This is a genomic window from Oerskovia merdavium (genome assembly GCF_014836755.1).
Taxonomy (GTDB): Bacteria; Actinomycetota; Actinomycetes; order Actinomycetales; family Cellulomonadaceae; genus Oerskovia; species Oerskovia merdavium.
In genome coordinates this window covers 100,325-123,281 of sequence record NZ_JACSQF010000004.1, presented here as the reverse complement: position 1 = coordinate 123,281, position 22,957 = coordinate 100,325, and the positions used below count along the sequence as shown (strand labels likewise).

The 22,957-nt window shown below is 70.5% G+C and carries 21 protein-coding genes; 7 read left to right on the top strand and 14 right to left on the bottom strand.

Features of this window, described 5'->3' with window-relative positions; all coding sequences use genetic code 11:
* Positions 1–13: 13 nt before the first annotated feature.
* Positions 14–673: an NUDIX hydrolase gene (locus H9641_RS05495; RefSeq protein WP_191801738.1), complete on the bottom strand. Its 660-nt coding sequence runs from the start codon at positions 671–673 to the stop codon at positions 14–16.
* A 123-nt stretch (positions 674–796) separates the two neighbouring features.
* On the opposite strand from H9641_RS05495, the gene H9641_RS05490 reads away from it, so the two are divergent.
* Complete coding sequence (locus tag H9641_RS05490; protein WP_318244390.1) at positions 797–2,275, top strand: CCA tRNA nucleotidyltransferase; 1,479 nt, start codon at positions 797–799, stop codon at positions 2,273–2,275.
* A 159-nt stretch (positions 2,276–2,434) separates the two neighbouring features.
* Here the strand turns inward: H9641_RS05490 and H9641_RS05485 are convergent, their stop codons facing one another.
* The 4 genes from H9641_RS05485 to H9641_RS05470 form a co-directional block, all read right to left on the bottom strand.
* Positions 2,435–3,970 carry an MDR family MFS transporter gene (locus tag H9641_RS05485; RefSeq protein WP_191801737.1) on the bottom strand — a complete coding sequence of 512 codons (1,536 nt, stop codon included), beginning with the start codon at positions 3,968–3,970 and terminating at the stop codon, positions 2,435–2,437.
* Between the two features lie 276 nt (positions 3,971–4,246).
* Complete coding sequence (locus tag H9641_RS05480) at positions 4,247–5,569, bottom strand: MFS transporter (RefSeq protein WP_191801736.1); 1,323 nt, start codon at positions 5,567–5,569, stop codon at positions 4,247–4,249.
* Between the two features lie 385 nt (positions 5,570–5,954).
* A complete protein-coding gene (locus tag H9641_RS05475; RefSeq protein ID WP_191801735.1) occupies positions 5,955–7,046 on the bottom strand; it encodes an inositol-3-phosphate synthase in 1,092 nt (363 codons plus the stop codon).
* Positions 7,047–7,098: 52 nt separating this feature from the next.
* The gene (locus tag H9641_RS05470; RefSeq protein ID WP_056654029.1) at positions 7,099–7,707 is read right to left on the bottom strand and encodes a PadR family transcriptional regulator; all 609 of its coding nucleotides are present in this window, start codon (positions 7,705–7,707) and stop codon (positions 7,099–7,101) included.
* 332 nt (positions 7,708–8,039) lie between these two features.
* On the opposite strand from H9641_RS05470, the gene H9641_RS05465 reads away from it, so the two are divergent.
* From H9641_RS05465 to rplI, 5 genes are all read left to right on the top strand, one after another.
* The gene (locus H9641_RS05465) at positions 8,040–10,445 is read left to right on the top strand and encodes a transglycosylase domain-containing protein (protein WP_191801734.1); all 2,406 of its coding nucleotides are present in this window, start codon (positions 8,040–8,042) and stop codon (positions 10,443–10,445) included.
* Between the two features lie 171 nt (positions 10,446–10,616).
* Positions 10,617–10,907, top strand: coding sequence for a 30S ribosomal protein S6 (gene rpsF / locus H9641_RS05460; RefSeq protein ID WP_056654034.1), 291 nt, complete (start codon positions 10,617–10,619; stop codon positions 10,905–10,907).
* A 148-nt stretch (positions 10,908–11,055) separates the two neighbouring features.
* Positions 11,056–11,595, top strand: a complete 540-nt coding sequence (locus H9641_RS05455; protein WP_056765068.1) for a single-stranded DNA-binding protein — start codon at positions 11,056–11,058, stop codon at positions 11,593–11,595.
* A gap of 97 nt (positions 11,596–11,692) precedes the next feature.
* Positions 11,693–11,929, top strand: a complete 237-nt coding sequence (rpsR, locus tag H9641_RS05450) for a 30S ribosomal protein S18 (protein ID WP_030152654.1) — start codon at positions 11,693–11,695, stop codon at positions 11,927–11,929.
* A gap of 17 nt (positions 11,930–11,946) precedes the next feature.
* Positions 11,947–12,396 carry a 50S ribosomal protein L9 gene (gene rplI / locus H9641_RS05445; RefSeq protein ID WP_056654042.1) on the top strand — a complete coding sequence of 150 codons (450 nt, stop codon included), beginning with the start codon at positions 11,947–11,949 and terminating at the stop codon, positions 12,394–12,396.
* 113 nt (positions 12,397–12,509) lie between these two features.
* Here rplI and H9641_RS05440 read toward each other — a convergent pair whose 3' ends face one another.
* Positions 12,510–13,862 (bottom strand): MATE family efflux transporter, encoded by a 1,353-nt coding sequence (locus H9641_RS05440; RefSeq protein ID WP_318244389.1) that lies wholly within the window; start codon positions 13,860–13,862, stop codon positions 12,510–12,512.
* Positions 13,863–14,348: 486 nt separating this feature from the next.
* On the opposite strand from H9641_RS05440, the gene dnaB reads away from it, so the two are divergent.
* Positions 14,349–15,725 (top strand): replicative DNA helicase, encoded by a 1,377-nt coding sequence (gene dnaB / locus H9641_RS05435; protein WP_056654050.1) that lies wholly within the window; start codon positions 14,349–14,351, stop codon positions 15,723–15,725.
* A gap of 82 nt (positions 15,726–15,807) precedes the next feature.
* Here dnaB and H9641_RS05430 read toward each other — a convergent pair whose 3' ends face one another.
* The 8 genes from H9641_RS05430 to H9641_RS05395 all read right to left on the bottom strand — a co-directional run bounded on the left by H9641_RS05430 (position 15,808) and on the right by H9641_RS05395 (position 22,956).
* Complete coding sequence (locus H9641_RS05430) at positions 15,808–16,143, bottom strand: VOC family protein (RefSeq protein ID WP_191801732.1); 336 nt, start codon at positions 16,141–16,143, stop codon at positions 15,808–15,810.
* A gap of 44 nt (positions 16,144–16,187) precedes the next feature.
* The gene (locus H9641_RS05425) at positions 16,188–16,856 is read right to left on the bottom strand and encodes a response regulator transcription factor (protein WP_191801731.1); all 669 of its coding nucleotides are present in this window, start codon (positions 16,854–16,856) and stop codon (positions 16,188–16,190) included.
* Positions 16,853–18,307 carry a sensor histidine kinase gene (locus tag H9641_RS05420; RefSeq protein ID WP_191801729.1) on the bottom strand — a complete coding sequence of 485 codons (1,455 nt, stop codon included), beginning with the start codon at positions 18,305–18,307 and terminating at the stop codon, positions 16,853–16,855. Before H9641_RS05420 ends, H9641_RS05425 begins: the two co-directional genes overlap by 4 nt.
* Before the next feature lie 55 nt (positions 18,308–18,362).
* Entirely contained in the window at positions 18,363–19,202 is an 840-nt protein-coding gene (locus tag H9641_RS05415) for a hypothetical protein (protein ID WP_191801727.1), read from the bottom strand.
* A gap of 12 nt (positions 19,203–19,214) precedes the next feature.
* Entirely contained in the window at positions 19,215–20,123 is a 909-nt protein-coding gene (locus H9641_RS05410) for a hypothetical protein (protein ID WP_191801725.1), read from the bottom strand.
* Positions 20,120–21,070, bottom strand: a complete 951-nt coding sequence (locus tag H9641_RS05405; protein ID WP_191801723.1) for an ABC transporter ATP-binding protein — start codon at positions 21,068–21,070, stop codon at positions 20,120–20,122. Before H9641_RS05405 ends, H9641_RS05410 begins: the two co-directional genes overlap by 4 nt.
* Positions 21,071–21,463: 393 nt before the next feature.
* Positions 21,464–21,967, bottom strand: coding sequence for a VanZ family protein (locus tag H9641_RS19990; protein WP_191801721.1), 504 nt, complete (start codon positions 21,965–21,967; stop codon positions 21,464–21,466).
* A 155-nt stretch (positions 21,968–22,122) separates the two neighbouring features.
* Entirely contained in the window at positions 22,123–22,956 is an 834-nt protein-coding gene (locus tag H9641_RS05395) for a CPBP family intramembrane glutamic endopeptidase (RefSeq protein WP_191801719.1), read from the bottom strand.
* Position 22,957: the final 1 nt, after the last annotated feature.

Genomic DNA, 22,957 nt, shown 5'->3' with positions numbered 1-22,957 from the left:
GGGAAGTGGAAGGTCATGAGTGGTCGGTCGGGTTCCGGGGGTCGTCGGGTGCCGGCCGGCTGGTACGGACGACGGTGCGAGTCACGGTACCCCGGAAGCGGGCCGTCGTGCGCCGACCTCGGAGGACATCGTGCGCGACGGCCGCGAGGCGCCGCTCGTTCGGGTACGACAACCGCTCGGGGAGGTCCTCGAACGGGATCCAGGCGACGTCCTCGGCCTCGCCGTCGGGATCGCCCTCGACCGTGAGGTGCCCGCCCGTGGCCTTGAGCAGGAAGTGGTGGACGACCTTGTGGACGCGCCGGTCCTCGCCCGTGAACCAGTAGTCGATGATCCCGAGCGGCACCTGGATCGCGCCCGTGATCCCCGTCTCCTCGGCGATCTCCCGGACGGCGGCCTCCTCGGGGGTCTCGTCGCCCTCGAGGTGCCCCTTGGGCAGGCACCACTCGAGCCGTCCGCCGCGGTTGCGGCGGGCGATGACCGCGGCGCGGAACAGGCCGTCGAACGTGTCGACGACGAGTCCACCTGCGGAGATCTCCTCGACGACGGGGAGCGGGGCCGCCGGGGCGGGCGCCGGGGTCGTGGCGCGCGCGGCTTCCGGATCGATCCGCAACGCATGCCCACCGGGCGGTGCTGGGACACCGCGGTGGTCCGGAGAGTGCGCTGGTGTGGACATGACCCAACTTTACCGAGTGTGGAGTCAGCGCCTGATCTGGCACGCTTGGATGTCGTGCCGACTCCTTCCCAGAACTCCCCCGTCCCCGAGCCTTCCGCGCAGCCCGCGGAGGGTTCTCGTGGGGTGCCGACCACGCCCGAACAGCTCGAGCTCCTCCGGCGCGCCCTGGCGGTGCTGACCGAGATGGCGCCCGCGGCGGTCGAGCTCGGGGAGCTGTTCCACGCCGCCGGCCACGAGCTGGCCCTCGTCGGCGGCCCGGTCCGCGACGCGTTCCTCGGACGAGCCAGCAACGACCTCGACTTCGCGACCTCGGCGGACCCCGACCAGACCCAGGCGCTCCTCGCGGCGTGGGGCGACGCGCACTGGGACATCGGCAAGGAGTTCGGCACGATCGGCGCCAAGCGGTTCGGTCCCAAGGGGAGCCCGCGGGGAGCCGGCGACCTGGTGGTCGAGGTGACGACCTACCGCACCGACGAGTACGACCCTGCGTCGCGCAAGCCGCTCGTCGCGTTCGGGGACACGCTCGTCGGCGACCTGTCGCGGCGTGACTTCACGGTCAACGCGATGGCGGTCCGCGTCCCGGAGATGCTGTTCGTCGACCCCCACGACGGGCTCGCGGACCTGGCGCTGGGCGTCCTGCGCACCCCGATCGCCCCCGAGCGCTCGTTCGACGACGACCCGCTGCGCATGATGCGGGCTGCACGCTTCGCCGCACAGCTGGGGTTCGAGGTCGAGCCCGCGACCCGCGCGGCGATCGTCGACATGGCCTCGCGCATCGAGATCGTCTCCGCGGAGCGCGTGCGCGACGAGCTGACCAAGCTGCTGCTGTCGGACGCGCCGCGCAAGGGCCTCGAGGTGCTCGTCGAGACCGGGCTCGCGGACCACGTCCTGCCCGAGCTCCCGGCGCTGCGCCTCGAGATCGACGAGCACCACCGGCACAAGGACGTCTACCAGCACTCGTTGACCGTCCTGGAGCAGGCGATCGCCCAGGAGACGGGGCCCGACGGCGCGGTGCCGGCCCCGGACCTCGTCCTGCGTCTCGCGTCGCTCCTGCACGACATCGGCAAGCCCGCCACGCGGCGCTTCGAGTCCGGGGGCGGGGTCAGCTTCCACCACCACGAGGTCGTCGGGGCCAAGCTGACCGCCAAGCGGCTCAAGGCGCTGCGCTTCGACAAGGACACGGTCAAGGACGTCTCGCGGCTCGTCGAGCTGCACCTGCGCTTCCACGGGTACGGCGAGGGCGAGTGGACCGACTCCGCGGTGCGCCGCTACGTCACGGACGCCGGACCGTTGCTCGAGCGGCTCCACCGCCTGACCCGGGCCGACTCGACCACGCGCAACAAGCGCAAGGCGCAGCGCCTCTCCGACGCGTACACCGACCTCGAGCAGCGCATCGAACGGCTGCGGGGCGAGGAGGAGCTGGCGTCGATCCGACCCGACCTCGACGGGCAGCAGATCATGGCGACCCTGGGGATCGCGCCCGGGCCCGAGGTGGGGCAGGCCTACAAGTTCCTGCTCGAGCTGCGGCTGGACCGCGGACCCCTCGACGAGGAGACCGCCCGCCAGGAGCTGCTCGCCTGGTGGGCCGCACGCGAGCAGTGACCGTGAGCCCGGCCGCCGGCTGACGCTTGTCGAGGTGCGGGTCTGCGCCCGCCCGGTGGAGCGGTCGACCCGGCCCACGACGACGGGGGCGGGTACACGAAGGGCGGGCACCATCGGTGCCCGCCCTTCGTGCGTCGTCCTGCCTCCGACCCGGCCGCGTCAGCGCCGCTCGGGCGCCTCCCCGACGCCCTCGAGGACGGGAGCGTCGAGCGTGGCGGGCACGACGGCGTCGGGCAGGACGGGGGACGTCTCGACCGCAGCCGGCCTGCGCAGCAGGAACGTCAGCGCGACCGCGACCAGCGTGACCGCCGCGCCCCAGACGAACGCTGAGCTCACGCCCTCCGCGAGGGCGACCTGCGGGCTCGCGCCCTCAGCCGCCAGCGTGACCGAGCGCGACGTCATGACCGCGACGAACAGCGCCGTACCGGCGGCCCCCGCGAGCTGCTGGACCGTGCCGATCATCGCGCTACCGTGCGAGTACAGCGACGGCTGGAGTGCCGAGAGCGCCCCCGTGAACAGCGGCGTGAACACGAACGCCAGGCCCAGGCTGAGCACGACGTGCGCGCCCAGGACGAACCAGGGCGACGTGCTCGCGCCCACGGTCGCCAGCGCGGCGAGCGACACCGTGACCGCGACCAGGCCGGGCAGGACCAGGGGACGCGGGCCGACGCGGTCGTACAGGCGCCCGACCGTCGGGCCCAGCAGACCCATGAGCAGACCGCCTGGCAGCACGAGCAGCCCCGTGTACAAGGGGTCCAAGCCCAGCGAGTTCTGCAGGTACAGCGGCAGCAGGATGATCGAGCCGAACAGCGCGATCATGCTGACCGCCATGATCCCCAGCGACACCGTGAAGCCGCGCGAGGAGAAGACGCGCAGGTCGAGGAGTGCCGCGTCGCGGCGCTGGAGGACGAGCTGACGCGCGACGAACAGGACCAGGAACACGGGCCCGACGACGAGCGGGATCCACACGGGCACGACCGGCGTGGCGCGGGCGGCCTCGCCCAGGTTGGACAGGCCGTAGACCAGGCCGCCGAACGCGAGGGCCGCGAGGACGAGCGAGAGCGGGTCGAGTCGCGTGTGCGTACGGTCGGCCGAGTCCTTGACGTACTTCGCGCCGACGACGAGCGCCACGAGGGCGACCGGCAGGACGAGGCCGAAGATCCAGCGCCAGCTCAGGGTGTCGAGGATCAGACCGGACAGCGTGGGGCCCAGGGCGGGAGCGGCGGCCATGACGATCGCGACGTTGCCCATGATCCGGCCACGGGCCGTCGGAGGGACGAGCGTCATGATGGTCGTCATGAGCAGCGGCATCATGATCGCCGTGCCCGAGGCCTGCACCACGCGCGCACCGAGCAGCCACCCGAAGCCGGGCGCGAACGCCGCGAGGGCCGTCCCGGCGCTGAACAGCGACATGGCGAGCAGGAACGCGCCGCGGGTCCCGAGGCGCTGCAGCAGGAAGCCCGTCGCGGGGATGACGATCGCCATGGTGAGCATGAAGGCCGTCGTGAGCCACTGGCCCGTGGTCGCGGAGATGTGCATCTCGGCCATGAGGTGCGGCAGGGCGACGCCCATGGTCGTCTCGTTGAGGATGACGACCGACGCCGAGACGAGCAGCAGCGCGATCACGAGGAAGTTCTCGCGCGAGAGCTTGTCGGAGGTGGGTAAGGACGGGGCGGTGCTCTGAGGTACCTGCATGGCTCTCCTGTGGGGTCGGCGTGCGCCCGCGCGGCCCGGGGGAGCACAGCGAGGGAGGTGGGGAGCGTCGGGTCGAGAAGTCGTACGCCCTACGAGAAACGACGCTCGACCATCCTCAGTTATTCCCCGCGACCCTGACGACTCCTTTTCCGGGCAGGACTCATCGGTCGCGCCGCGACGACGCCGCGGGCCGCGCCGCACGGCCCGGAACAGGCCGGATCCGCTGCTGGGCGGTCACGTGGACGGGTCCCAGGGTGAGCGACCTCACCCCACGCGCTACTCGCCGACGGTCGCCCGTGGGAGGTGAGCGGCGCCGTCGGGCTCCGCCGGGTGACGAGCCCCGAACCGGCCGAAGACCACCGCGGCCGCCGCGTACGCGAGCGCGAGCACCACGAAGACCGGACGCGAGTAGCCCGTGTCCGGGAGCGTGAACGCGGCCAGGGCGGCCGCCCCCACGAACGCCGCGTTGTACAGGACGTCGTAGAACGCGAAGGCCCGGCCGCGGAAGGCGTCCGCGGTGTCACGCTGGACGATCGTGTCCACCGCGATCTTGGTCGCCTGCGCAGCGAGCCCCAGCAGCAGCGCCCCCGCGTACACGACCGTGCGCGACGGCGTCGTGACGAGCAGGAGCTGGCTCGCGGAGGCCAGGCCCAGCATGAGCGCGATCCACAGGTGCGGCCCCGTGTAGCGCGACAGGGTCGGGGTCAGCACGACGGCGAGAGCGCCACCGACCCCCGTGAGCCCCACGACGGTCGCGAACGTCGCCAGACCCGCGTTCGCGTTGCCCGGATCCGACAGCAGGTTGCGCGAGATGAGGATCGACGCGATGAACGTGACCCCGTAGAGGAAGCGGTGCGTCGCCATGACCATGAGGGCCTGACCGGGCGTTCGCCGTGCCGCGAGATAGCGGGCGCCGTCCGCGAGGCCCCGGGCCACCTTGGCGATCTCGGTCGTGATCGCGGCCTCCGCGGGCTCGTCCGGCCCCAGCAGCCCGCGCGACATGCGCAGCGCGAGCGCCGACGCCGCCCCGAACACGAGCGCCGCGCACATCAGCGCGACCGAGTCCTTGACCCGGCCCGGCTCGAACAACAGGCTCAGCAGGAACCCGATGCCGCCGCCCACGAAGGCCGCCGCGGCACCGAGAGAAGGCGTCAGGGAGTTGGCCGTGAGGAGCAGCGGGCCGTCGACCACCCGCGGCAGGCCCGCCGACAGGCCCGCGAGCAGGAACCGGTTGACCGAGAGCGTCGCGAGCGCCAGGACGTAGATCCACGGCGTCACGCCCGACGTCAGCATGAGGACCGCCGTGGCCGCCGTCAGGACCACGCGCACCGCGTTGCCCCACACCAGGACCTGGCGCCGGCTCCACCGGTCCAGGAAGACCCCCGCGAACGGACCCACGATCGTGAACGGGGCCAGCATCACCGCGAACGCAGCGGCGATCGACGCCGCCGTGCCCTGGGACTCCGGGGAGAAGAAGAGGAGCGACGCCAACCCGACCTGGAACATGCCGTCGCCCGCCTGGCTGACCAGCCGGACGGCGAAGAGCTTCCTGAAGTCGCGCAGCCGAAGCAGGACGCCGAGTTCCGAGATCACACCCACCGGATCAGGGTATGCGGTGGAGTGAGCGGACCTCGCCCCGGGACGGGCAGGCGGCGGTCCTCCCCCTGAGGCTCGGGGGTTGTCAGCAGCAGGGCGGGGTACAGCCCGGGCTGGTTCTGACAGCTCAGCCGGCGGGTTGCCGGGGCCGAACGGGGTGGTGCGCTCCGCCGTCGGGCATGCGAAGAGGGTCCGGAACCCTCAGGTTCCGGACCCTCCTCGCTCGGTCGTCAGCAGCAGGACGGGGTGTCGCCCGGGCTGGTTCTGACAACTCGGCGGGTGCTACGGATCAGCGCAGGTTCTCCTGGTCGCGCTGGTCCTGCGCTCCGCGACGGTCGAGGGCCCGGCGAAGAGCGTGCCGGGCCCTCAACCTCTGCGTCGTTCCGGATCAGCGCTCGTTCTCACCGGTGATGAAGGCCTCCAGAGCCGCACGGCCCTTGGTGTCCTCCATCTGGACCGGCGGGGACTTCATGAAGTACGTCGACGCCGAGAGGATGGGCCCACCGACGCCACGGTCCTTGGCGATCTTCGCGGCGCGCACGGCGTCGATGATGATGCCGGCCGAGTTGGGGGAGTCCCACACCTCGAGCTTGTACTCCAGGTTCAGGGGCACCTCGCCGAACGCGCGGCCCTCGAGGCGGACGTACGCCCACTTGCGGTCGTCGAGCCACGCGACGTAGTCCGACGGGCCGATGTGGACGTTGCGGTCCTCGGTCTTGCCACCGAGGGGACCCTCGAGGTTCGACGTCACGGCCTGCGTCTTCGAGATCTTCTTGGACTCGAGGCGCGTGCGCTCCAGCATGTTCTTGAAGTCCATGTTTCCACCGACGTTCAGCTGGTACGTGCGGTCCAGCACGACGCCGCGGTCCTCGAAGAGCTTCGCGAGCACGCGGTGCGTGATGGTCGCGCCGACCTGCGACTTGATGTCGTCGCCGACGATCGGGACGCCTGCGGCCTCGAACTTCGCAGCCCACTCGGGGTCCGACGCGATGAAGACCGGCAGGGCGTTGACGAACGCGACACCCGCGTCGATCGCGCACTGCGCGTAGTACTTCGCAGCGATCTCCGAACCGACGGGCAGGTAGCAGACGAGCACGTCCGCGCCCGACTCCTTGAGCGCGGCGACGATGTCGACCGGCTCGGCGTCCGACTCCTCGATGGTCTCGCGGTAGTACTTGCCGAGACCGTCGTTCGTCACACCGCGCTGGACGGGCACGCCCAGCGGCGGGACGTCGGCGATCTTGATGGTGTTGTTCTCCGAGGCGTTGATGGCCTCCGAGAGGTCGAAGCCGACCTTCTTGGCGTCGACGTCGAAAGCGGCGACGAACTCCAGGTCGGACACGTGGTAGTCACCGAACTGCACGTGCATCAGTCCGGGCACGGTGCTGCTCGGGTCAGCATCGCGGTAGTAGTGCACGCCCTGGACCAGGGAAGATGCGCAGTTTCCGACGCCAACGATGGCGACGCGGATGGAGGACATCCTCGCTCCTTGCTGTCAGTGCCGGGGGCGCTGCGCGCCGACGGCTTCGTAGTTAGTGGTTGTCTTGCCCGTGACGGTTCTCAGGGCCGCTCGACGGCCGGGTGCGACGACGGTCGCGCTCGGTCGTGATCAGTCCGTCGAGCCACCGAACCTCACGCTCGACCTGTTCCAGGCCGTGACGCTGCAGCTCGAGGGTGTATTCGTCCAGCCGCTCACGAGTGCGTGCGGCGGACTCCTTGACCGACTCCAGCCTCTCGGTGAGCCGGCTGCGCCGACCCTCGAGGATGCGGAGCCGGGTCTCGGCGTCGGTCTGCGCGAAGAACGCGAACCGGACGTCGAAGCTCTCGTCCTCCCAGGCTGCCGGTCCCGAGGTCGCGAGGACCGTCTGAAGACGTTCCTTGCCCTCGGCGGTCAGCTGGTACACGATGCGTGCCCGCTTGCCGGACAACGCGTGGGGAGGGGTGGTGGGTGACTCGGTGCCGACGATGTAGCCGTGCGTGACCATCGCCTTGAGCGCCGGGTAGAGCGAACCGTAGGAGAACGCCCGGAACGACCCGAGCAGCAGGTTGAGCCGCTTGCGGAGCTCGTACCCGTGCAGCGGGGACTCGTTCAGGAGGCCGAGGATCGCGGTCTCCAGCACGTCGGAACGGCTGCGTGCCATGACACCTCCTCCTCGGTCAGGCTGTCACCGCGGAGGGCGGATCGGGCGTGGTTCGACTACTCGATGTATCGAGTCGATACATCGACAGGTTAGGTGGATTCGCGGTACCGCGCAATATGTCACGCCGCCGAGCAGATGTGAAGGACTGGGGGACCTGCGGCGTGGCTGTGGCGAAACAATGGCGGACCAGGCCTCCAGGGGCCTTGTCCCCACGGGAGGACGCCCTATTGTTCAGGGTGGTCTGATGCATGCTCTGCGCCTGGCGCGCCCACACCCGGGCGGCGGTGCGGAACAGGTCCGGACCGGTACAGACCCCCAGAGGAAGGTGAACCGTGGCGAGCTCCGCGAGGCAGACGAAGGGCACGGCGCGTGCCGGTAGCACGGCGCGCACGGGCACCTCGGCGCGCAAGCGCCGGTTCTTCAACTACCCCCGTTCCCACGTCAAGAGCTTCCGTCGCTGGCTGCCGTCCTGGCGCGTGCTGCTCGGGACCTTCCTCACCGGGACCGCGCTGGTCGCCGGCATCGTCATCGCCGCCTACGCGACGACCTCGGTCCCGGCCGAGCCCGCCTACGCGGTGCAGCAGCAGAAGACCACGGTGTACTACGCGGACGGTGTCACGGAGATCGGGACCTTCCAGGAGGAGAACCGCGTCATCGTGGACTACGCGACGCTGCCCGACTACGTCGGCAACTCCGTGGTCGCGTCCGAGGACAGCTCCTTCTGGACGAACTCGGGCATCGACCTCAAGGGCATCGCTCGCGCGATGGTGAACAACCTCAAGGGGGGCAGCCTCCAGGGCGCGTCGACCATCACCCAGCAGTACGCCGAGCGGTACTACGCCGGCGCGACGGTGTCGGACTACGTCGGAAAGTTCCGCGAGGCGATGCTCGCGCTGCGGCTCACGCAGGAACAGCCCAAGGAGGAGATCCTGGGGAACTACCTCAACACGATCTACTTCGGCCGTGGGGCCCACGGGATCGAGGCCGCCGCGCAGACCTACTTCGGTGTCCCGGCCGCAGAGCTGACCATCTCCCAGGCCGCGATGATCACCGCGATCATCCCCAACCCGACCGTCTACGACCCGGCCAACAACCCTGACATCACGCAGGAGAAGTGGCAGCGCGTGATCAACCGCATGGCTGCGGACGGGCACATCACCCCTGCCGAGAAGGCCGAGGCGGTCTTCCCCGCCGACACGCTCAAGGAAAAGGTCGTGACCAACTCCAAGGGTGGGCAGGCGGGCTACCTCCTGGACCTGGTGAGGCGCGAGCTCGAGGCCAACGGCTATGACGGTGGCGACCTCGACACCAAGGGCTTCACGATCGTCACGACGTTCGACAAGACCATGCAGGACCTCGCGGTCGCGACCGCGGAGAGCATCCCCTACGACGGCGACCACCCGGCCTCGCCCAACCTGAAGCCGACGATCGTCTCGATCGACCCTGCGGACGGTGCGGTCAAGTCCGTCTACGGCGGCCCGGACTTCGTGACGCAGGAGTTCAACAACGCGACCCGCGGTGTCGCCCAGGCAGGCTCGACCTTCAAGCCGTTCACGCTCGTCGCGGCGCTCGAGCAGGGCATCGACCTGTCCGCGACGTACGACGGCAACAACGACGTGGAGGTGCCCGGCTTCTACGACAAGGGCCAGGGCGTGAAGAACTTCGGCAACCAGCCCTACGGCGAGATCGACCTGGCGACGGCGACCGCGAACTCCGTGAACACGGTCTACGCAGCCCTGAACATGGAGGTCGGGCCGGAGGCGACGGTCGCCGCGGCCGTCAAGGCGGGGATCCCCGAGGACACCATGGACCTCAAGGCCGTTCCGTCGAACGTGCTCGGTACCGCGTCGGTCCACCCGATCGACATCGCGCACGCTTACGCGACGTTCGCCGCGCAGGGCTTCGAGTCGACGCCGCACGTGGTCCAGTCGGTCAAGCGGTTGGACTCGGGCGCTGAGACCTACGACATGCCGGGCCGCAACGACCGCGTCTTCGAGGCCGACGTCATGGCCGCCGCGACCTACGCCATGACGCAGGTCGTCGAGTCGAAGGGCGCGTCCGGCGCACCGGCCAAGGCGTTGAACCGCCCCGTCGCGGGCAAGACCGGCACCTCGAACGACAACAAGTCGGCCTGGTTCGCGGGGTACATCCCGCAGCTGGCGACGGTCGTCGGGCTCTACCAGGGTGACCAGTCGACGCAGGAGCAGATCACCCCGTTCGGCGAGTACTACAAGAAGTCGATCACAGGTGGCACGTGGCCCGTCGACGCCTGGACCTCCTACATGGAGGGCGTCCTCGCGCTGCCCCAGTACGCCGAGGTCCAGGACTTCCCCGAGTACACGATGAAGAAGGTCAAGCCGTCCCCGACGCCGAGCGAGGAGCCCACGGAGCCCGCGATCGAGGAGCTGGTCGAGCCGGAGGAGCCGGTCGCACCGACCACCGTGACTGTCCCGACCGACCTGGCCGGGAGGTCCAAGGCAGACGCCAAGGCCGTGCTCGAAGGCATGGGGCTCAAGGTCTCGTTCACCGAGGAGTACTCGGCAGACGTCGCACCCGGCATCGTGCTCCGGGTCGGAGGGTCCGGTCAGCAGGTCGAGATGGGCAAGACCGTCACGGTCGTCCTGTCCAAGGGGCCGGATCCCAAGCCCACGCCCGATCCGTCGACACCGCCGACCACGCCACCCGAGGAGGGTGGAAGGCCGGGCAACGGCAACGGCAACAACGGCAACGGCGGGTAGCGACCGACGTCACCCCCACAGATTTCCCGACCCCGGCCCCGACCGGGTACCTTGGGAACTTGCTGTGTCTCGATCCGTGCTGCCATCAGCACGGTGACCTCACAGCGACGCACAACCCTCCTGTCACGGAGATACCGTGACCGCTGAGTCCGCAGGAGGTGGGTTAACCGCATGCGTCAGTACGAATTGATGATCATCCTCGACCCCGAGATCGAGGAGCGCACCGTTGCTCCGTCGCTCGACAAGTACCTGACGGTCATCAAGACCGACGGTGGCACTGTCGACAAGGTGGACATCTGGGGCCGTCGCCGCCTGTCCTTCGAGATCAACAAGAAGTCCGAGGGCATCTACGCCGTCGTCGACTTCACCGCGACGTCCGACACGGCCAAGGAGCTGGACCGTCAGCTCGGCCTCAACGAGGTCGTCCTGCGCACGAAGGTCCTGCGCACCGACGCTCGCTGATCACCTCGCACTTCTGACTTCCCTCGTGGCACCCCCGGTGCGCTGCGCGTCCCCAGGACAGCGTCAGTGGCACGTGGTGGGATGTCCGCGGACGGGGGTCATCCCCTTCGAAGAGTCTTCGATACGTAACGAACAATGAGGAGCTGGCATGGCTGGTGAAACCGTCATCACGGTGGTCGGGAACCTGACCGGGGACCCGGAGCTTCGCTTCACCCCCGCGGGGGCTGCCGTCGCCAACTTCACCGTGGCGTCCACGCCGCGCACCTTCGACCGCCAGAGCAACGAGTGGAAGGACGGCGACACGCTGTTCATGCGCTGCTCGATCTGGCGCGAGGCCGCGGAGAACGTCGCCGAGTCCTTGACCAAGGGCATGCGCGTCATCGTTCAGGGCCGTCTGGTCCAGCGTTCGTACGAGACCCGCGAGGGGGAGAAGCGCACGGTCGTCGAGCTGCAGGTGGAGGAGATCGGTCCTTCCCTGAAGTACGCCTCCGCGAAGGTCACCCGGGCCCAGCGCTCGGGTGGCGGCAACTTCGGTGGTGGCGGCGGTTTCGGCGGCGGCGGCGCTTCGAGCGGCGGCGGCGGATTCAGCGCTTCCGGCGGTGGCCAGCAGAGCAACGACGACCCGTGGGCCACGGCTGGCCCCGCGTCGTCGGGTGGTGCCTCGTTCTCGGACGAGCCCCCCTTCTAGTCACCGCTCACCCCAGACAAACCCTTCCCGGCGGGGCAGGTGCCCGACGAGGGCACCCACCCCGGCCGGGGATAGCACCTTGTGAAGGAGCAACACCATGGCGAAGCCAGTGGTGCGCAAGCCCAAGAAGAAGTCCAACCCCCTGAAGTCGGCGAAGATCGAGTCGGTCGACTACAAGGACACGACCCTGCTGCGGAAGTTCATCTCCGACCGCGGGAAGATCCGTGCCCGTCGCGTGACCGGCGTCTCCGTCCAGGAGCAGCGCCAGATCGCACGTGCCGTCAAGAACGCCCGCGAGATGGCACTCCTGCCGTACTCGTCGTCCGCACGCTGATCGAGAGGGGATAGAACATGGCAAAGCTCATTCTGACCCACGAGGTCACCGGCCTGGGCGAGCCCGGCGACGTGGTCGAGGTCAAGGACGGGTACGCCCGTAACTTCCTCGTCCCCCGTGGCCTGGCGACCGGGTGGTCCAAGGGTGCCGAGTCGCAGATCTCTGCGATCCGCAAGGCTCGCAAGGCTCGCGAGATCGCGACGCTCGACGAGGCCAAGGCGACGCGCGACTCGCTGCAGTCGAAGCCTGTCGTCGTGAAGGCCAAGGCGGGCCAGGGCGGCCGTCTGTTCGGCGCTGTCACCACCGGTGACATCGCTGAGGCCGTCAAGGCCGTCGGCGGCCCGTCCGTCGACAAGCGCAAGATCGAGATCGGCCAGCCGATCAAGTCGACCGGTTCGTACACGGTCACCATCCGCCTGCACGCCGAGGTCTCGGCGAACATCGCGGTCAACGTGGTGGCTGCCTGATCGACTGATCGCCCCTGTCCCGCAAGGGATGGATGGATCGGAGATCTCACCCGACGGCCCGGTCCCCTCTGCGGAGGGGGCCGGGCCGTCGGCGTTCTCGGAGGTAGTCCTCCTCAGGCCCCGGTGACCATCCACCGGTCGCCGCGCGCCCTGAGCCCCGTCGTCAGGGCGCGCGCCGCCATGAAGACCCCCGCGAAGGCCGCCCACAACCACGCGAGGCCCGCGGCGCCGTCGGGCGCGAGCTCACGGACCGCCAGCGCGAACGGCACGTACACGACGAACGTGACCATGCCCGCCCACGCGAGGTAGCGGCCGTCCCCGGCGCCGATGAGCACCCCGTCCAGGACGAACACCCACCCCGCCATCGGCAGCAGCAGCCCGCACACGGCCATGCCGAGCGCGACGGCGGCACGCACGTCGGGGTCGGACGTGAAGAACAGCGCGAACCACCAACCGCCGACGGCCATGACCAGGCCGAGCAGCGCCCCTGCCGCGACGCCCCACTGCAGCGTGCGCCGCAGGACCGAGCGCACGTGCGACCGGTCGCCCGCTCCCAGGCCGTGGCCCACGAGGGCCTGCGCGGCGATCGCGAGGGCGTCGAGCGCGAAGGCCGCGAGCCCCCACACCGACGCGACCACCTGGTAGCCGGCGAGCGTGACCTCGCCCAGGCCCGTCGCGACGAAGACCGTCAGGAGGATCGCGAGGCGCAGCGAGAGCGTGCGGACGAACAGCGGTGCGCCCGCGCGCGCGTTGGACCAGATCCCGCCCGCGGCGGGGCGCAGGGAGGCGCCCTCGCGCCGGGCCCCGCGGACCACGACGACGCCGAGGACGGCGCCCATGGTCAGCTGGGCGACCGCCGTCCCGATGCCCGAGCCCGCGATGCCCAGGCCCACGCCGTAGACGAGCACGACGTTGAGGATGGCGTTGAACGTCGCGCCGCCCGCGGCGACCCAGAGGGGGGTGCGGGTGTCCTGGAGGCCGCGCAGCACGCCCGTGGACGCCAGGACGACGAGCATGCCGGGCAGGCCCAGGCCCGACCACCGCAGGTACACCAGGGCGTGGTGCGCGACCTCGCCCGTGCCGCCCATCGCGCCGATCGCCCAGCCGCCCCCGAACCACAGGGCCGCGGCGAGCACGAGGCCCAGCCCGAGCGCGAGCCACATGCCGTCGATCCCGGACTGGAGCGCCTCGCGCCGGTGGCCCGCGCCGATGCGCCGGGCCACGGCCGCGGTGGTCGCGTACGCGAGGAACACGCACAGGCCGACGAGCGTCAGCAGGACCGTCGACGCGAGGGAGAGCCCGGCGAGCTGCGCGGTCCCCAGGTGCCCGACGACGGCGCTGTCGACGAGCACGAAGATCGGCTCCGCGACCAGAGCTCCCAGGGCCGGGACCGCGAGGGCCAGGATCTGCTTGTCGATGAGGCGGCGGCCCGTGGGCTCGGGCGGAGACGTGGGCGAGGTCTCCACAGGTCCTGTGGACGAAGCGGGTGACCCTGCGGCACCTGGGGCGTCCTGCATGTCCCGGGGGCGGTGCTCGGGTGAACGGGGTGAACGACCGGTGTCCTCACCCTGACCGGGAGAGGGCTGGCGTGTCGGCGGCGTGTTGCCGGAATTTTCTTCGTCCACATGGCTGAGCCTAGTGAACTGGCTGCTCCCGGCGCTGTACAGGGGAAAACTGGTCACTTGTCCACATGGTTGTCCACAGGACTGTGAACAGCATGGAGGCCTCTGTCCACAGGCTGTCCACACCTCTGTGAACAGGGCCGTTTGCGGGCTGTGGGAGCGCGATCTAGTGTCGCTGAGTCGCACATGCTCGGGCCTTCCGAACGGTCGACGGTGCACCACCAGCGATACCCCTCGACGATGCGGGCGCAGGCGTGTCGGTGGGCCGGAGTAGAACAGACGTGCGACGCAGGACGATACCCGGCCGTGCCGGGGGAGTGAGGGGCCCGCATGTCGATCGACGAGCTCGAGTCGAGCTTTGGACCGCCCGCAGGCAGCGGCGGTCCCGGGTTCGACCGCACCCCGCCACAGGACATCGCCGCCGAGCAGAGCGTGCTCGGCGGCATGCTGCTGTCCAAGGACGCCATCGCGGACGTGATCGAGCAGATCCGCGGCACCGACTTCTACAAGCCGGCGCACGAGTCGATCTACGACGTCATCATCGACCTCTACGGGCGCGGCGAGCCCGCGGACGCCATCACGGTCGTCGCCGAGCTCACGCGGCGCGGCGAGCTGGGCCGGATCGGGGGCGCGCCCTACATCCACGACCTCATGGCCATGGTGCCCACGGCTGCGAACGCGGGCTACTACGCACGCATCGTGCGCGAGCGCGCGGTGCTGCGCCGCCTCGTCGAGGCCGGGACCAGGATCGTCCAGCTGGGCTACGCGACGGACGGCGGCGACGTCGACGACGTGGTCAACAACGCGCAGGCCGAGGTCTACGCGGTCACCGAGCGCCGCACGGCCGAGGACTACATCGTGCTGGGCGAGGTCATCGGCGGGACGGTCGACGAGATCGAGGCCGCCGGGCACCGAGGCGAAGGCATGGTCGGCGTGCCCACGGGCTTCGCGGACCTCGACCGGCTGACCAACGGGCTGCACCCCGGGCAGATGATCGTGATCGCGGCACGTCCGGCCATCGGGAAGAGCACGCTCGGAATCGACATAGTAAGGAGTGCTTCCATAAAGCACAACATGACGTCCGTCGTGTTCTCGCTCGAGATGAGCCGCAATGAGATCACGATGCGTCTGTTGGCTGCCGAGGCGCGCATCCACCTGCAGAAGATGCGCAACGGCTCCATGGGGGAGGACGACTGGCAGAAGCTCGCCGGCACCATGGGCAAGATCTCCGAGGCGCCGCTGTTCATCGACGACTCGCCCAACATGTCGCTCATGGAGATCCGCGCCAAGTGCCGACGGCTCAAGCAGAAGCACGACCTCAAGCTCGTCGTGATCGACTACCTCCAGCTCATGACGTCGGGCAAGCGCGTCGAGTCCCGCCAGCAGGAGGTCTCCGAATTCTCCCGTGCGCTCAAGCTCCTCGCAAAGGAGCTCGAGGTGCCGGTCATCGCCATCTCGCAGCTGAACCGTGGCGCTGAGCAGCGCACGGACAAGAAGCCTGCCATGTCGGATCTGCGTGAGTCTGGCTCGATCGAGCAGGACGCCGACATGGTCATCCTGCTGCACCGTGAGGACGCGTACGAGAAGGAGTCCCCGCGAGCGGGCGAGGCGGACCTGATCGTGGCCAAGCACCGTAACGGCCCGACCGACACGATCACCGTGGCGTTCCAGGGGCACTACGCGCGGTTCGTGGACATGCAGGTCTGAGTTCTTTCTTGTCGAGATGCGTCGCGGGCGAGCGTAATGCGACGATCTGCACTCGTCCCAGCACTGCCGCGAGGCTCACCCTCTATCCGATGCAGAATTCACGTTCGTCAGGGTCAGTCAGGACCGACCATGTCCCATGGGAGTCGGATCGCTCCGTGAGGAGAGTGGCTCCGAGGCCCACGAGGCGTTGGGCTTCGAGCACGCGGTCGTCCGCGCGTAGATCGAGGTGAACATCGGTCGGAGTCCCTGAGGTGTGTTCTGGTGCCGACTGCACGATGATCAGCATGCCTGCGGCCCTCACGTGGAGGTAACCATTGCCTCCGTCGACGACCTGCGCCCCGAGCGCTTGGGCCCAGAAGTGGGCGAGTCGGTGTGGCTGTGCGCTGTTGAAGGTGACCGCCGAGATGTCGAGGCTCATGGTGGTGACCGTAGTGCTTGTCAGCTGTGCAGGATGACGGCGACCTAGCGCCATTGGCGGACGAGACCGCTCTCGTAGGCAACGATCACGGCCTGCACGCGGTCGCGGACGCCGAGCTTGGCGAGCATGTTCCCGACGTGGGTCTTGACCGTGGTCGCCGAGAGGACCAGGCGTTCGGCGATCTCGGAGTTGGACAGGCCCTCCGTGACGCACCGCAGGACGTCGAGCTCGCGGGGCGTGAGGGTCCGCAGCGCCGGGTTCAGGTCGGCAGTCGCGGTGGCGGTCGTCGGCAGGTGCGGGGCGAAGAGGTCGAGCAAGCGGCGCACGATCCGCGGGGCGACGATCGAGCTGCCTGCCGCCACGGTGCGGATCGCCGCTACGAGCTCTTCCGGCAGTGCGTTCTTGAGCAGGAATCCGCTGGCCCCCGAGCGCAGCGCCGCGAACGCGTACTCGTCGACGTCGAACGTGGTCAGGACGAGCACCCGGGTCGCGGGGTGCTCCGCGACGATGCGGCGGGTGGCCTCGATGCCGTCCATGCCCGGCATGCGGATGTCCATGACCACGACGTCCGGGGCCAGGGCTGCGGTCTGGGCGATCGCGACCTGGCCGTCGGAGGCCTCGCCGACGACCTCGAGATCAGGTTCGGACTCGATCACGAGGCGAAATCCCAGGCGCAGGAGCGCCTGGTCGTCCACGAGCAGCACCCTCGTCATCTCCGTCTTCCCTCCTGTCCTTCGGTCCTGCTGGGCCTCGCGCCGTGGTCCTGTGCGTGACGCCGGTCGTCGTCGAGCGGCAGCACGACGTGCACACGCCATCCTCCACCGGGTCGGGGACCGACCTCGACGTGACCGCCGAGGAGGGCGGCGCGTTCGCGCATGCCGAGGATGCCCCGCCCGGAGCCGCCGCCGGTCCCTGGGCGGGTGCCGCCGTCGTCGAGGACCTCGACCTCGAGTCCCGCCGGCCCGCGTCGCACGGCGACCTCGGCGCGCGGGGTGCCCGGGGCATGCCGAAGCACGTTGGTCAGCGCCTCGGTCAGGATGCGGGCGACAGCCAGCCGGAGCGTGGTGTCGTGGGGGAGGTCGATGTCGAGGTCACGTGCACGCACCGGGATGCCGGCGGCCCGGAAGCGTTCCACGATCGTCGCAAGGTCGGCTGCGACGGGCTCCGCGGGTCCGCCGGTCCCCGCGTCGGAGCGATCACCGGGGTCGAGCGCGCCGAGGACGCCTTGCATGTCGGACAGTGCGCTCCGCCCCGTCCGGGAGAGCTCGCGCAGCGCCTCCCGCGAGCGGTCGGGGGCTCGGTCGAGCGCGGCCCCGGCTCCGTCCGACAGAGCGACCATGACCGACACGCTGTGCGCGACGACGTCGTGCATCTCGCGGGCGATCCGTGCCCGTTCGGCGGCTCGCGCGAGCGCGGCGCTCTGGTCGCGCTCGCGCGCTATCGCTGCGTAGCGCTCGACGAGGTCGTGGGCGTGCTGGCGCCTGGCGCGCGCCACCGTACCGGTCGCGACGCCCAGCAGCAGGAGCCCGAGGAGCAGGAGGACCGAGAAGAACCGGCGGCCCGCGGAGAACGGTGGTGCCGGGAGCTGCCGCCCGGGATCGTCGAGCGAGGGCAGTCCGGGATCGCTCCACAGGAGAATCTCGGCGAGGCCGATGTCCTGCCAGTGCCAGAGGGCGACCGTGACGACGAGGAACACTGCGGTGAACGCTATCCAGGTCGTGTGCGGCGTCCGTGTGTCCGCCACGGTGAAGAGCGCGAACGCGAGGCACACCCCGAGGACGCCAAGCACTCCCGAGGTGGCGAGCGAGCCGAGGGCAAGGAGGGTGAGCGCGCCCGTGACCACCAACGGCGACGCTCGCCGCACGGTCAGGAGCACGGCTCCCAGGACGGCCCCGGCTGACCAGACCGCCGGGACCAGGCGTGCTGCGGACGTTCCTGGTAGGAACAAGCCCAGGCCGGTCGACCCCTGGACCGTCATCCGGGCCACCTCGGTCGTCACCAGACCGAGCACGATCACGCCGAGCGCGAGGGCGAGGTCCGTCATCCACGGTCGGGCCGCGACGAAGCGCCCGACGGGGCCCGCGTGCACGACCTGCGTCTCGGTCAGGAAGGACGCGGACCGCGACGCGGGGGTCTGCTGTGGCGCCGCGCGCGGGGTGGGCATGGTCTCCACTGTCCCATCGATCGACCGGCCCGAGAGCTCTGCTGCTTGGCACGGGTCAGGAGAGGTCATGGCGACGCAGACGGTATGCGGCCGCGCCGAGCAGAGCGATGACCCACAGGAGGAGGACGAGCCCGCCGCCCCACGCCCCGAGGTCTGGACCGAAGCTCGTGGCGTCCAGTGCCGCGACCTGAGCGTCGCCCTGGACCATGCGTGCACCGGCCGCCGGCAGCAGGGCCCGCAGGAGATCGGTGAACCGGCCCGGGTTCGCGGCGAGGAACTGGTCGAGGACGAGCAGCAGCATGACCGCCGTGACGAACGCTCCGGTGGCCCGACGCAGGAGCGCGCCGATCGCGAGCCCGAGCAGCGCGACGCCCGTCTGGTGGAGCACGTAGCCCGCGAGCAGGCGCACGGTCTCGGCGTCCGCGGCGTCGACGACGAACCCGGCACCGGCCCGCTGCCCCGACGTGACGAGGAGCGAGGCGCCGACCGCGGCGGCTGCGGTGACGGCCCCCCACCCGGCCGTGACCACGGCCTGACCAGCAAGGACCGGGAGACGTCGGGGGACGGCCGTGAACGTGGCTCGGAAGGTGCCTGTCGCGTACTCGCCCGTACCGACCAGCACGCCCAGGACGAGGGGACCGAACTGCGCGAGCACGTGGCCCGTGACCGCGAGCGACGCCCCGCTCCCGGCGTCCCCCGGTCGGACGAACAGCCCGAGGCCGAAGGCGAGGCCGGCCGCCGCGACGACGGTGGCCACCGCGAGCCAGGAGGTCGAGCGCAGGCTCGTGATCTTGGTCCACTCGGCCGCGAGCACGTGGGGGAGCGTGGGGCCTCGGTCGCTCCCGCGCTCGGGGGCCGTGGTGCTGCCCGCGGCGCGGTCGAGAAGATGGCTCATCGGTCGCCCTCCTCAGGCCACGTCGCGGGCGCGCAGCCGGACCGCGGCGGCCGTGAGGGGGAGCAGGATCCAGCCTGCGAGCACGAGCGCCCCGACCCGGGGACCGAGGTCCGGAGCCCCCTCGATGCCGCTGCTTCCCGGTGCTCGCACGAGCAGGTCGGCCGCGCCGCTGGGGAGGAACGTCACCACTGTGTTCACGACGGACTGTTGCGACGGCACGTCGGCCGCAACGGGCGCGGAAGTCGGGCCGGTGGCCAGCTCAGAACCCAGGGAGAGGAGGACGGGAAGGACGAGCACGAGCACGACCGTGAGCGCGATGGCGGGGACCGGGCTGCGTAGCAGCGCACCGACCGCCAGACCGAGCAGTGCCATGGCGACGAGGTACGTCGTCATGCCGACCATGACCTGCGGAGTCCCGTCAGCGGTCAGGTCCAACGAGATGCCCCGTGAGGACGCTGCCGGTACCAGGGCTGCCACGGCGGCACCCACCGTGGCAGCCGCGACCAGGAGTGCGAACGCTCCTGCTGCGACCACCTGCGCGGCGAGCACGGGCAGCCGCTGGGGGACGGCCGTGAACGTCGAGCGGAACGTGCCCGTGGTGAACTCGCCGGTCCCGGCGAGGATGCCCAGTACCAGCGGGCCGACCTGGGCGAGCAGGAGCCCCGTCGTGAGCGAGTCGAGCGGGACGAACCCCGGGTCGACCGAAGAGGCGTTCGCGGCGAGGTACGTCAGCGCCCACGTCACCACGACCGTCGCGACCGAGATCATCGCCGTCGACCGCAGGCTCGTGAGCTTGGTCCACTCCGAGGTGACGACGCGGGCGAAGTTCGGACCGTGACCCCGAGGGGGGCGGCTGGTTGCGCGCCCGGCCGCAGGACCACCGGGCGCATCTTCCATGGAGGGGCGTGCGAGGGCGCTCATCGGGCTCCCCCAGCAGGCGCGTCGGTCGTGGTGCCGTCGGTGCTGCCGCCTCGGTACTGGACTGCGTCGGCCGTGAGGTGGAGGTAGGCGTCCTCGAGGGATCCTCCGTCGGCGGCGAGCTCCAGGACGGTCGCTCCGCACCGGGCGGCGGCCGCGCCGACGTCGTCGACGGACGCACCCTGGACGTTCAGCACCCCGTTGTCGTGGGGCACCACTTCTGCGCCGAGGCCTACGAGGACCTTCGTGAGCAGGTCAGGATCGGTCGTGCGGATCCGGACCGTGCTCGCGTGCTCGGAGCGCTGGACGAGCTCGGACACCGAGGCGTCAGCGAGCAGCCGGCCCTTGCCGATGATCACGACCCGGTCGGCGCACAGCGAGAGCTCGTGCATCAGGTGCGACGAGAGGAAGACCGTGCGCCCCTCGGCCGCGAGGCTCCGGACGAGCCCGCGCACCCACAGGACCCCGTCCGGGTCGAGACCATTGACCGGCTCGTCGAGGATCAGCGTCTCGGGGTCGCCGAGCAGGGCGCCGGCGATCCCGAGACGCTGGCCCATGCCCAGCGAGTACGTCCCGGCCCGACGCCCGGCGACGGACTCGAGACCGGTGATCGCGATGACCTCGTCCACGCGTGAACGCGAGATGCCGTGGGTCCGGGCCTGTGCGAGGAGGTGGCGGAACGCCGTGCGGCCTGGGTGGACGGAACGCACGTCGAGCATGACGCCGACTGCGTGCAACGGCGCGGGCAGGTCGGCGTACCGACGTCCGCCGACCGTCGCCGTTCCCGACGTGGGGCGCTCGAGCCCGACGATCATCCGCATGGTTGTCGACTTCCCGGCGCCGTTCGGACCGAGGAACCCCGTGACGGTCCCGGGACGAGCTGCGAACGTCAGCTCGTCCACGGCCGTCGTGGGCCCGTAGCGCTTTGTCAGCGCCTCTACCTGGATCATGCGTCTCCTGTCGTCGTCGGGCCGCCCGGTCAGCGCGTGCCCCGTCGTCGACGCTACGGACGCGGCTCAGGGTGCAGCACCTCCCGACGGCCGAGATCTGCGGCGAGCAGCCCTCCTCCGGAAGGAGGAGACAGATGTGAGAGTCGTGTTCCATACCTGACCCATCGCCATCGCTCCGCGGGTGTGCGGTCAGGAGCCGAAGATGTGGACAGCGGTGTGCAGCAGACCGGCCCGACATCGGCTTGCCGCCACCGGCGGGGACCACTGCGCCCGAAGAACACGACGAGCTGCGACCCGCTGTACCCGAGACTTCTGGCGGACCTCGTCGGGGCCCAGCGGGGACGTGGCTCGCGTCCGTGGACTCAGCCGTCGGGCCTCCTCGGACGCTCTGAGTCACCGACGACTCGTGGACCCGACCCGTCGCGGCCACCGTCGTGCGGCCCAGATCGCGGTCCAGGCCAGGGCTGCACCGATGAGCGCTCCGATCGAGTTCGAGAGCCAGTCGTTGGTGTCGCACGAGCGCCCGAGGCCAGGGAGCAGCGCCTGCACCAGCTCGATCGCGGCGGAGCCGACGACACCGCCGACCAGCGCCACGACGGGGCGGCGGCTCGCGACCGCGGCGAGCAGGACCGGCGGGACGAACAGGATCACGTTGGCCAGGAGCTCCACGCGCCCGAACGTCGGCAGGGACCAGGAGACGGCGCAGCGTTCGAAGATCTCGCGGCTCGTCGGGACGAGCGTGAGCAGCACGAGCGGCAGCAGCGACGCCGCGAACAGCGCCCACGCGGTGCGCGGATGCCAGGACAGCCAGCGCCCCACCACCGGCCCGCCGAGCACGAGGACGGCGAGGACCGCGGGGGAGAACCACGGGTGGGCGACGAGGAGGGTAGAGATCACGGGGGACGGACGCTCCAGCTCGGGTCGGGCGGGGGGACCCACCGTAGCCGCGCCGGACGCTCAGTCCCGACGAACCTCCACCCGCCACGTCCCGGGCCGACCAGGAGCACCACCCGCCCCCGCGAGCCCTACCGACGCGACGGGCGGGACGCACCTCACGGGCGCGCCCCGCCGTCGGGCACGAGCAGCGGCGTGATCGCCTCGCGGGCGGGCCGCGTGCGCTCGCGGACGACGAGCACGACGAGCGTCACCGCGGCCAGGAGGTAGACGAGCGGGACGAGGAAGTTCGCGCCCAGGGTCGCACCGTTGTCGGCCGGGTGGACGCCGACCAGGAAGGACGAGAAGTCCCAGAACGCGTGCAGGGCCATGGCCGCCAGGATCGTGCCGGTCCCGCGCCGCGCCAGGTAGAGGCCCGTCCCGGTCAGGGCTGCGAAGAAGATCTGGATGACCGCTCCGGGCTCGTCCAGCAGGAGGTTGGTCAGGTGGAACCCGCCGAACCACAGCGTCGTCCACAGGACCGCCATGCCCTCGGAGCGTCCTCCTTGCCGCATCGAGCGCAGGACGACCCCACGGAACAGGGTCTCCTCGGTGAACCCGACGAGCAGGCTCGCCAGCAGGACCGTGAGCACGTGCGCAGGCGCGAACAGGCTCCACTCGAGCCCCAGGAGGTGCAGCACCGAGAGGAGGACCATGGCGGCCGGCAGCACCCACAGGAACCAGCCCGTCGGCAGGCGCCGTGCGTCCCGGAACACGTGGTCCCAGCGCGCCCAGGCGAGGAAGGCGACGAGCCAGACCCCGCCCGCCGCGAGCGGCAGGACGGCGGCGCGCAGCGTCGAGTCCGCGGAGTCGAAGAAGTGCTCGTACCCCACGCCCGAGATCTTCATCAGGCCGATGACGATCACGCAGTAGACGACGAACACCACCGCGGCGACGGGCACCGAGGGGGCCACGCGCCACCGGGGGGAAGGGGGCGCGACAGGTGAGGACATG

Bases quoted from the DNA above. Each gene is read 5' to 3' on its own strand.
- H9641_RS05425 (WP_191801731.1), bottom strand. From the start codon at position 16,856: ATGACGAGGGTGCTGCTCGTGGACGACCAGGCGCTCCTGCGCCTGGGA.
- H9641_RS05405 (WP_191801723.1), bottom strand. From the start codon at position 21,070: ATGATCCAGGTAGAGGCGCTGACAAAGCGCTACGGGCCCACGACGGCC.
- H9641_RS05475 (WP_191801735.1), bottom strand. From the start codon at position 7,046: ATGTCCTCCATCCGCGTCGCCATCGTTGGCGTCGGAAACTGCGCATCT.
- rpsF (WP_056654034.1), top strand. From the start codon at position 10,617: ATGCGTCAGTACGAATTGATGATCATCCTCGACCCCGAGATCGAGGAG.
- H9641_RS05430 (WP_191801732.1), bottom strand. From the start codon at position 16,143: ATGAGCCTCGACATCTCGGCGGTCACCTTCAACAGCGCACAGCCACAC.
- H9641_RS05485 (WP_191801737.1), bottom strand. From the start codon at position 3,970: ATGCAGGTACCTCAGAGCACCGCCCCGTCCTTACCCACCTCCGACAAG.
- H9641_RS05495 (WP_191801738.1), bottom strand. From the start codon at position 673: ATGTCCACACCAGCGCACTCTCCGGACCACCGCGGTGTCCCAGCACCG.
- rpsR (WP_030152654.1), top strand. From the start codon at position 11,693: ATGGCGAAGCCAGTGGTGCGCAAGCCCAAGAAGAAGTCCAACCCCCTG.
- H9641_RS05420 (WP_191801729.1), bottom strand. From the start codon at position 18,307: ATGCCCACCCCGCGCGCGGCGCCACAGCAGACCCCCGCGTCGCGGTCC.
- H9641_RS05470 (WP_056654029.1), bottom strand. From the start codon at position 7,707: ATGGCACGCAGCCGTTCCGACGTGCTGGAGACCGCGATCCTCGGCCTC.
- dnaB (WP_056654050.1), top strand. From the start codon at position 14,349: ATGTCGATCGACGAGCTCGAGTCGAGCTTTGGACCGCCCGCAGGCAGC.
- H9641_RS05410 (WP_191801725.1), bottom strand. From the start codon at position 20,123: ATGAGCGCCCTCGCACGCCCCTCCATGGAAGATGCGCCCGGTGGTCCT.
- rplI (WP_056654042.1), top strand. From the start codon at position 11,947: ATGGCAAAGCTCATTCTGACCCACGAGGTCACCGGCCTGGGCGAGCCC.
- H9641_RS05395 (WP_191801719.1), bottom strand. From the start codon at position 22,956: ATGTCCTCACCTGTCGCGCCCCCTTCCCCCCGGTGGCGCGTGGCCCCC.
- H9641_RS05415 (WP_191801727.1), bottom strand. From the start codon at position 19,202: ATGAGCCATCTTCTCGACCGCGCCGCGGGCAGCACCACGGCCCCCGAG.
- H9641_RS05455 (WP_056765068.1), top strand. From the start codon at position 11,056: ATGGCTGGTGAAACCGTCATCACGGTGGTCGGGAACCTGACCGGGGAC.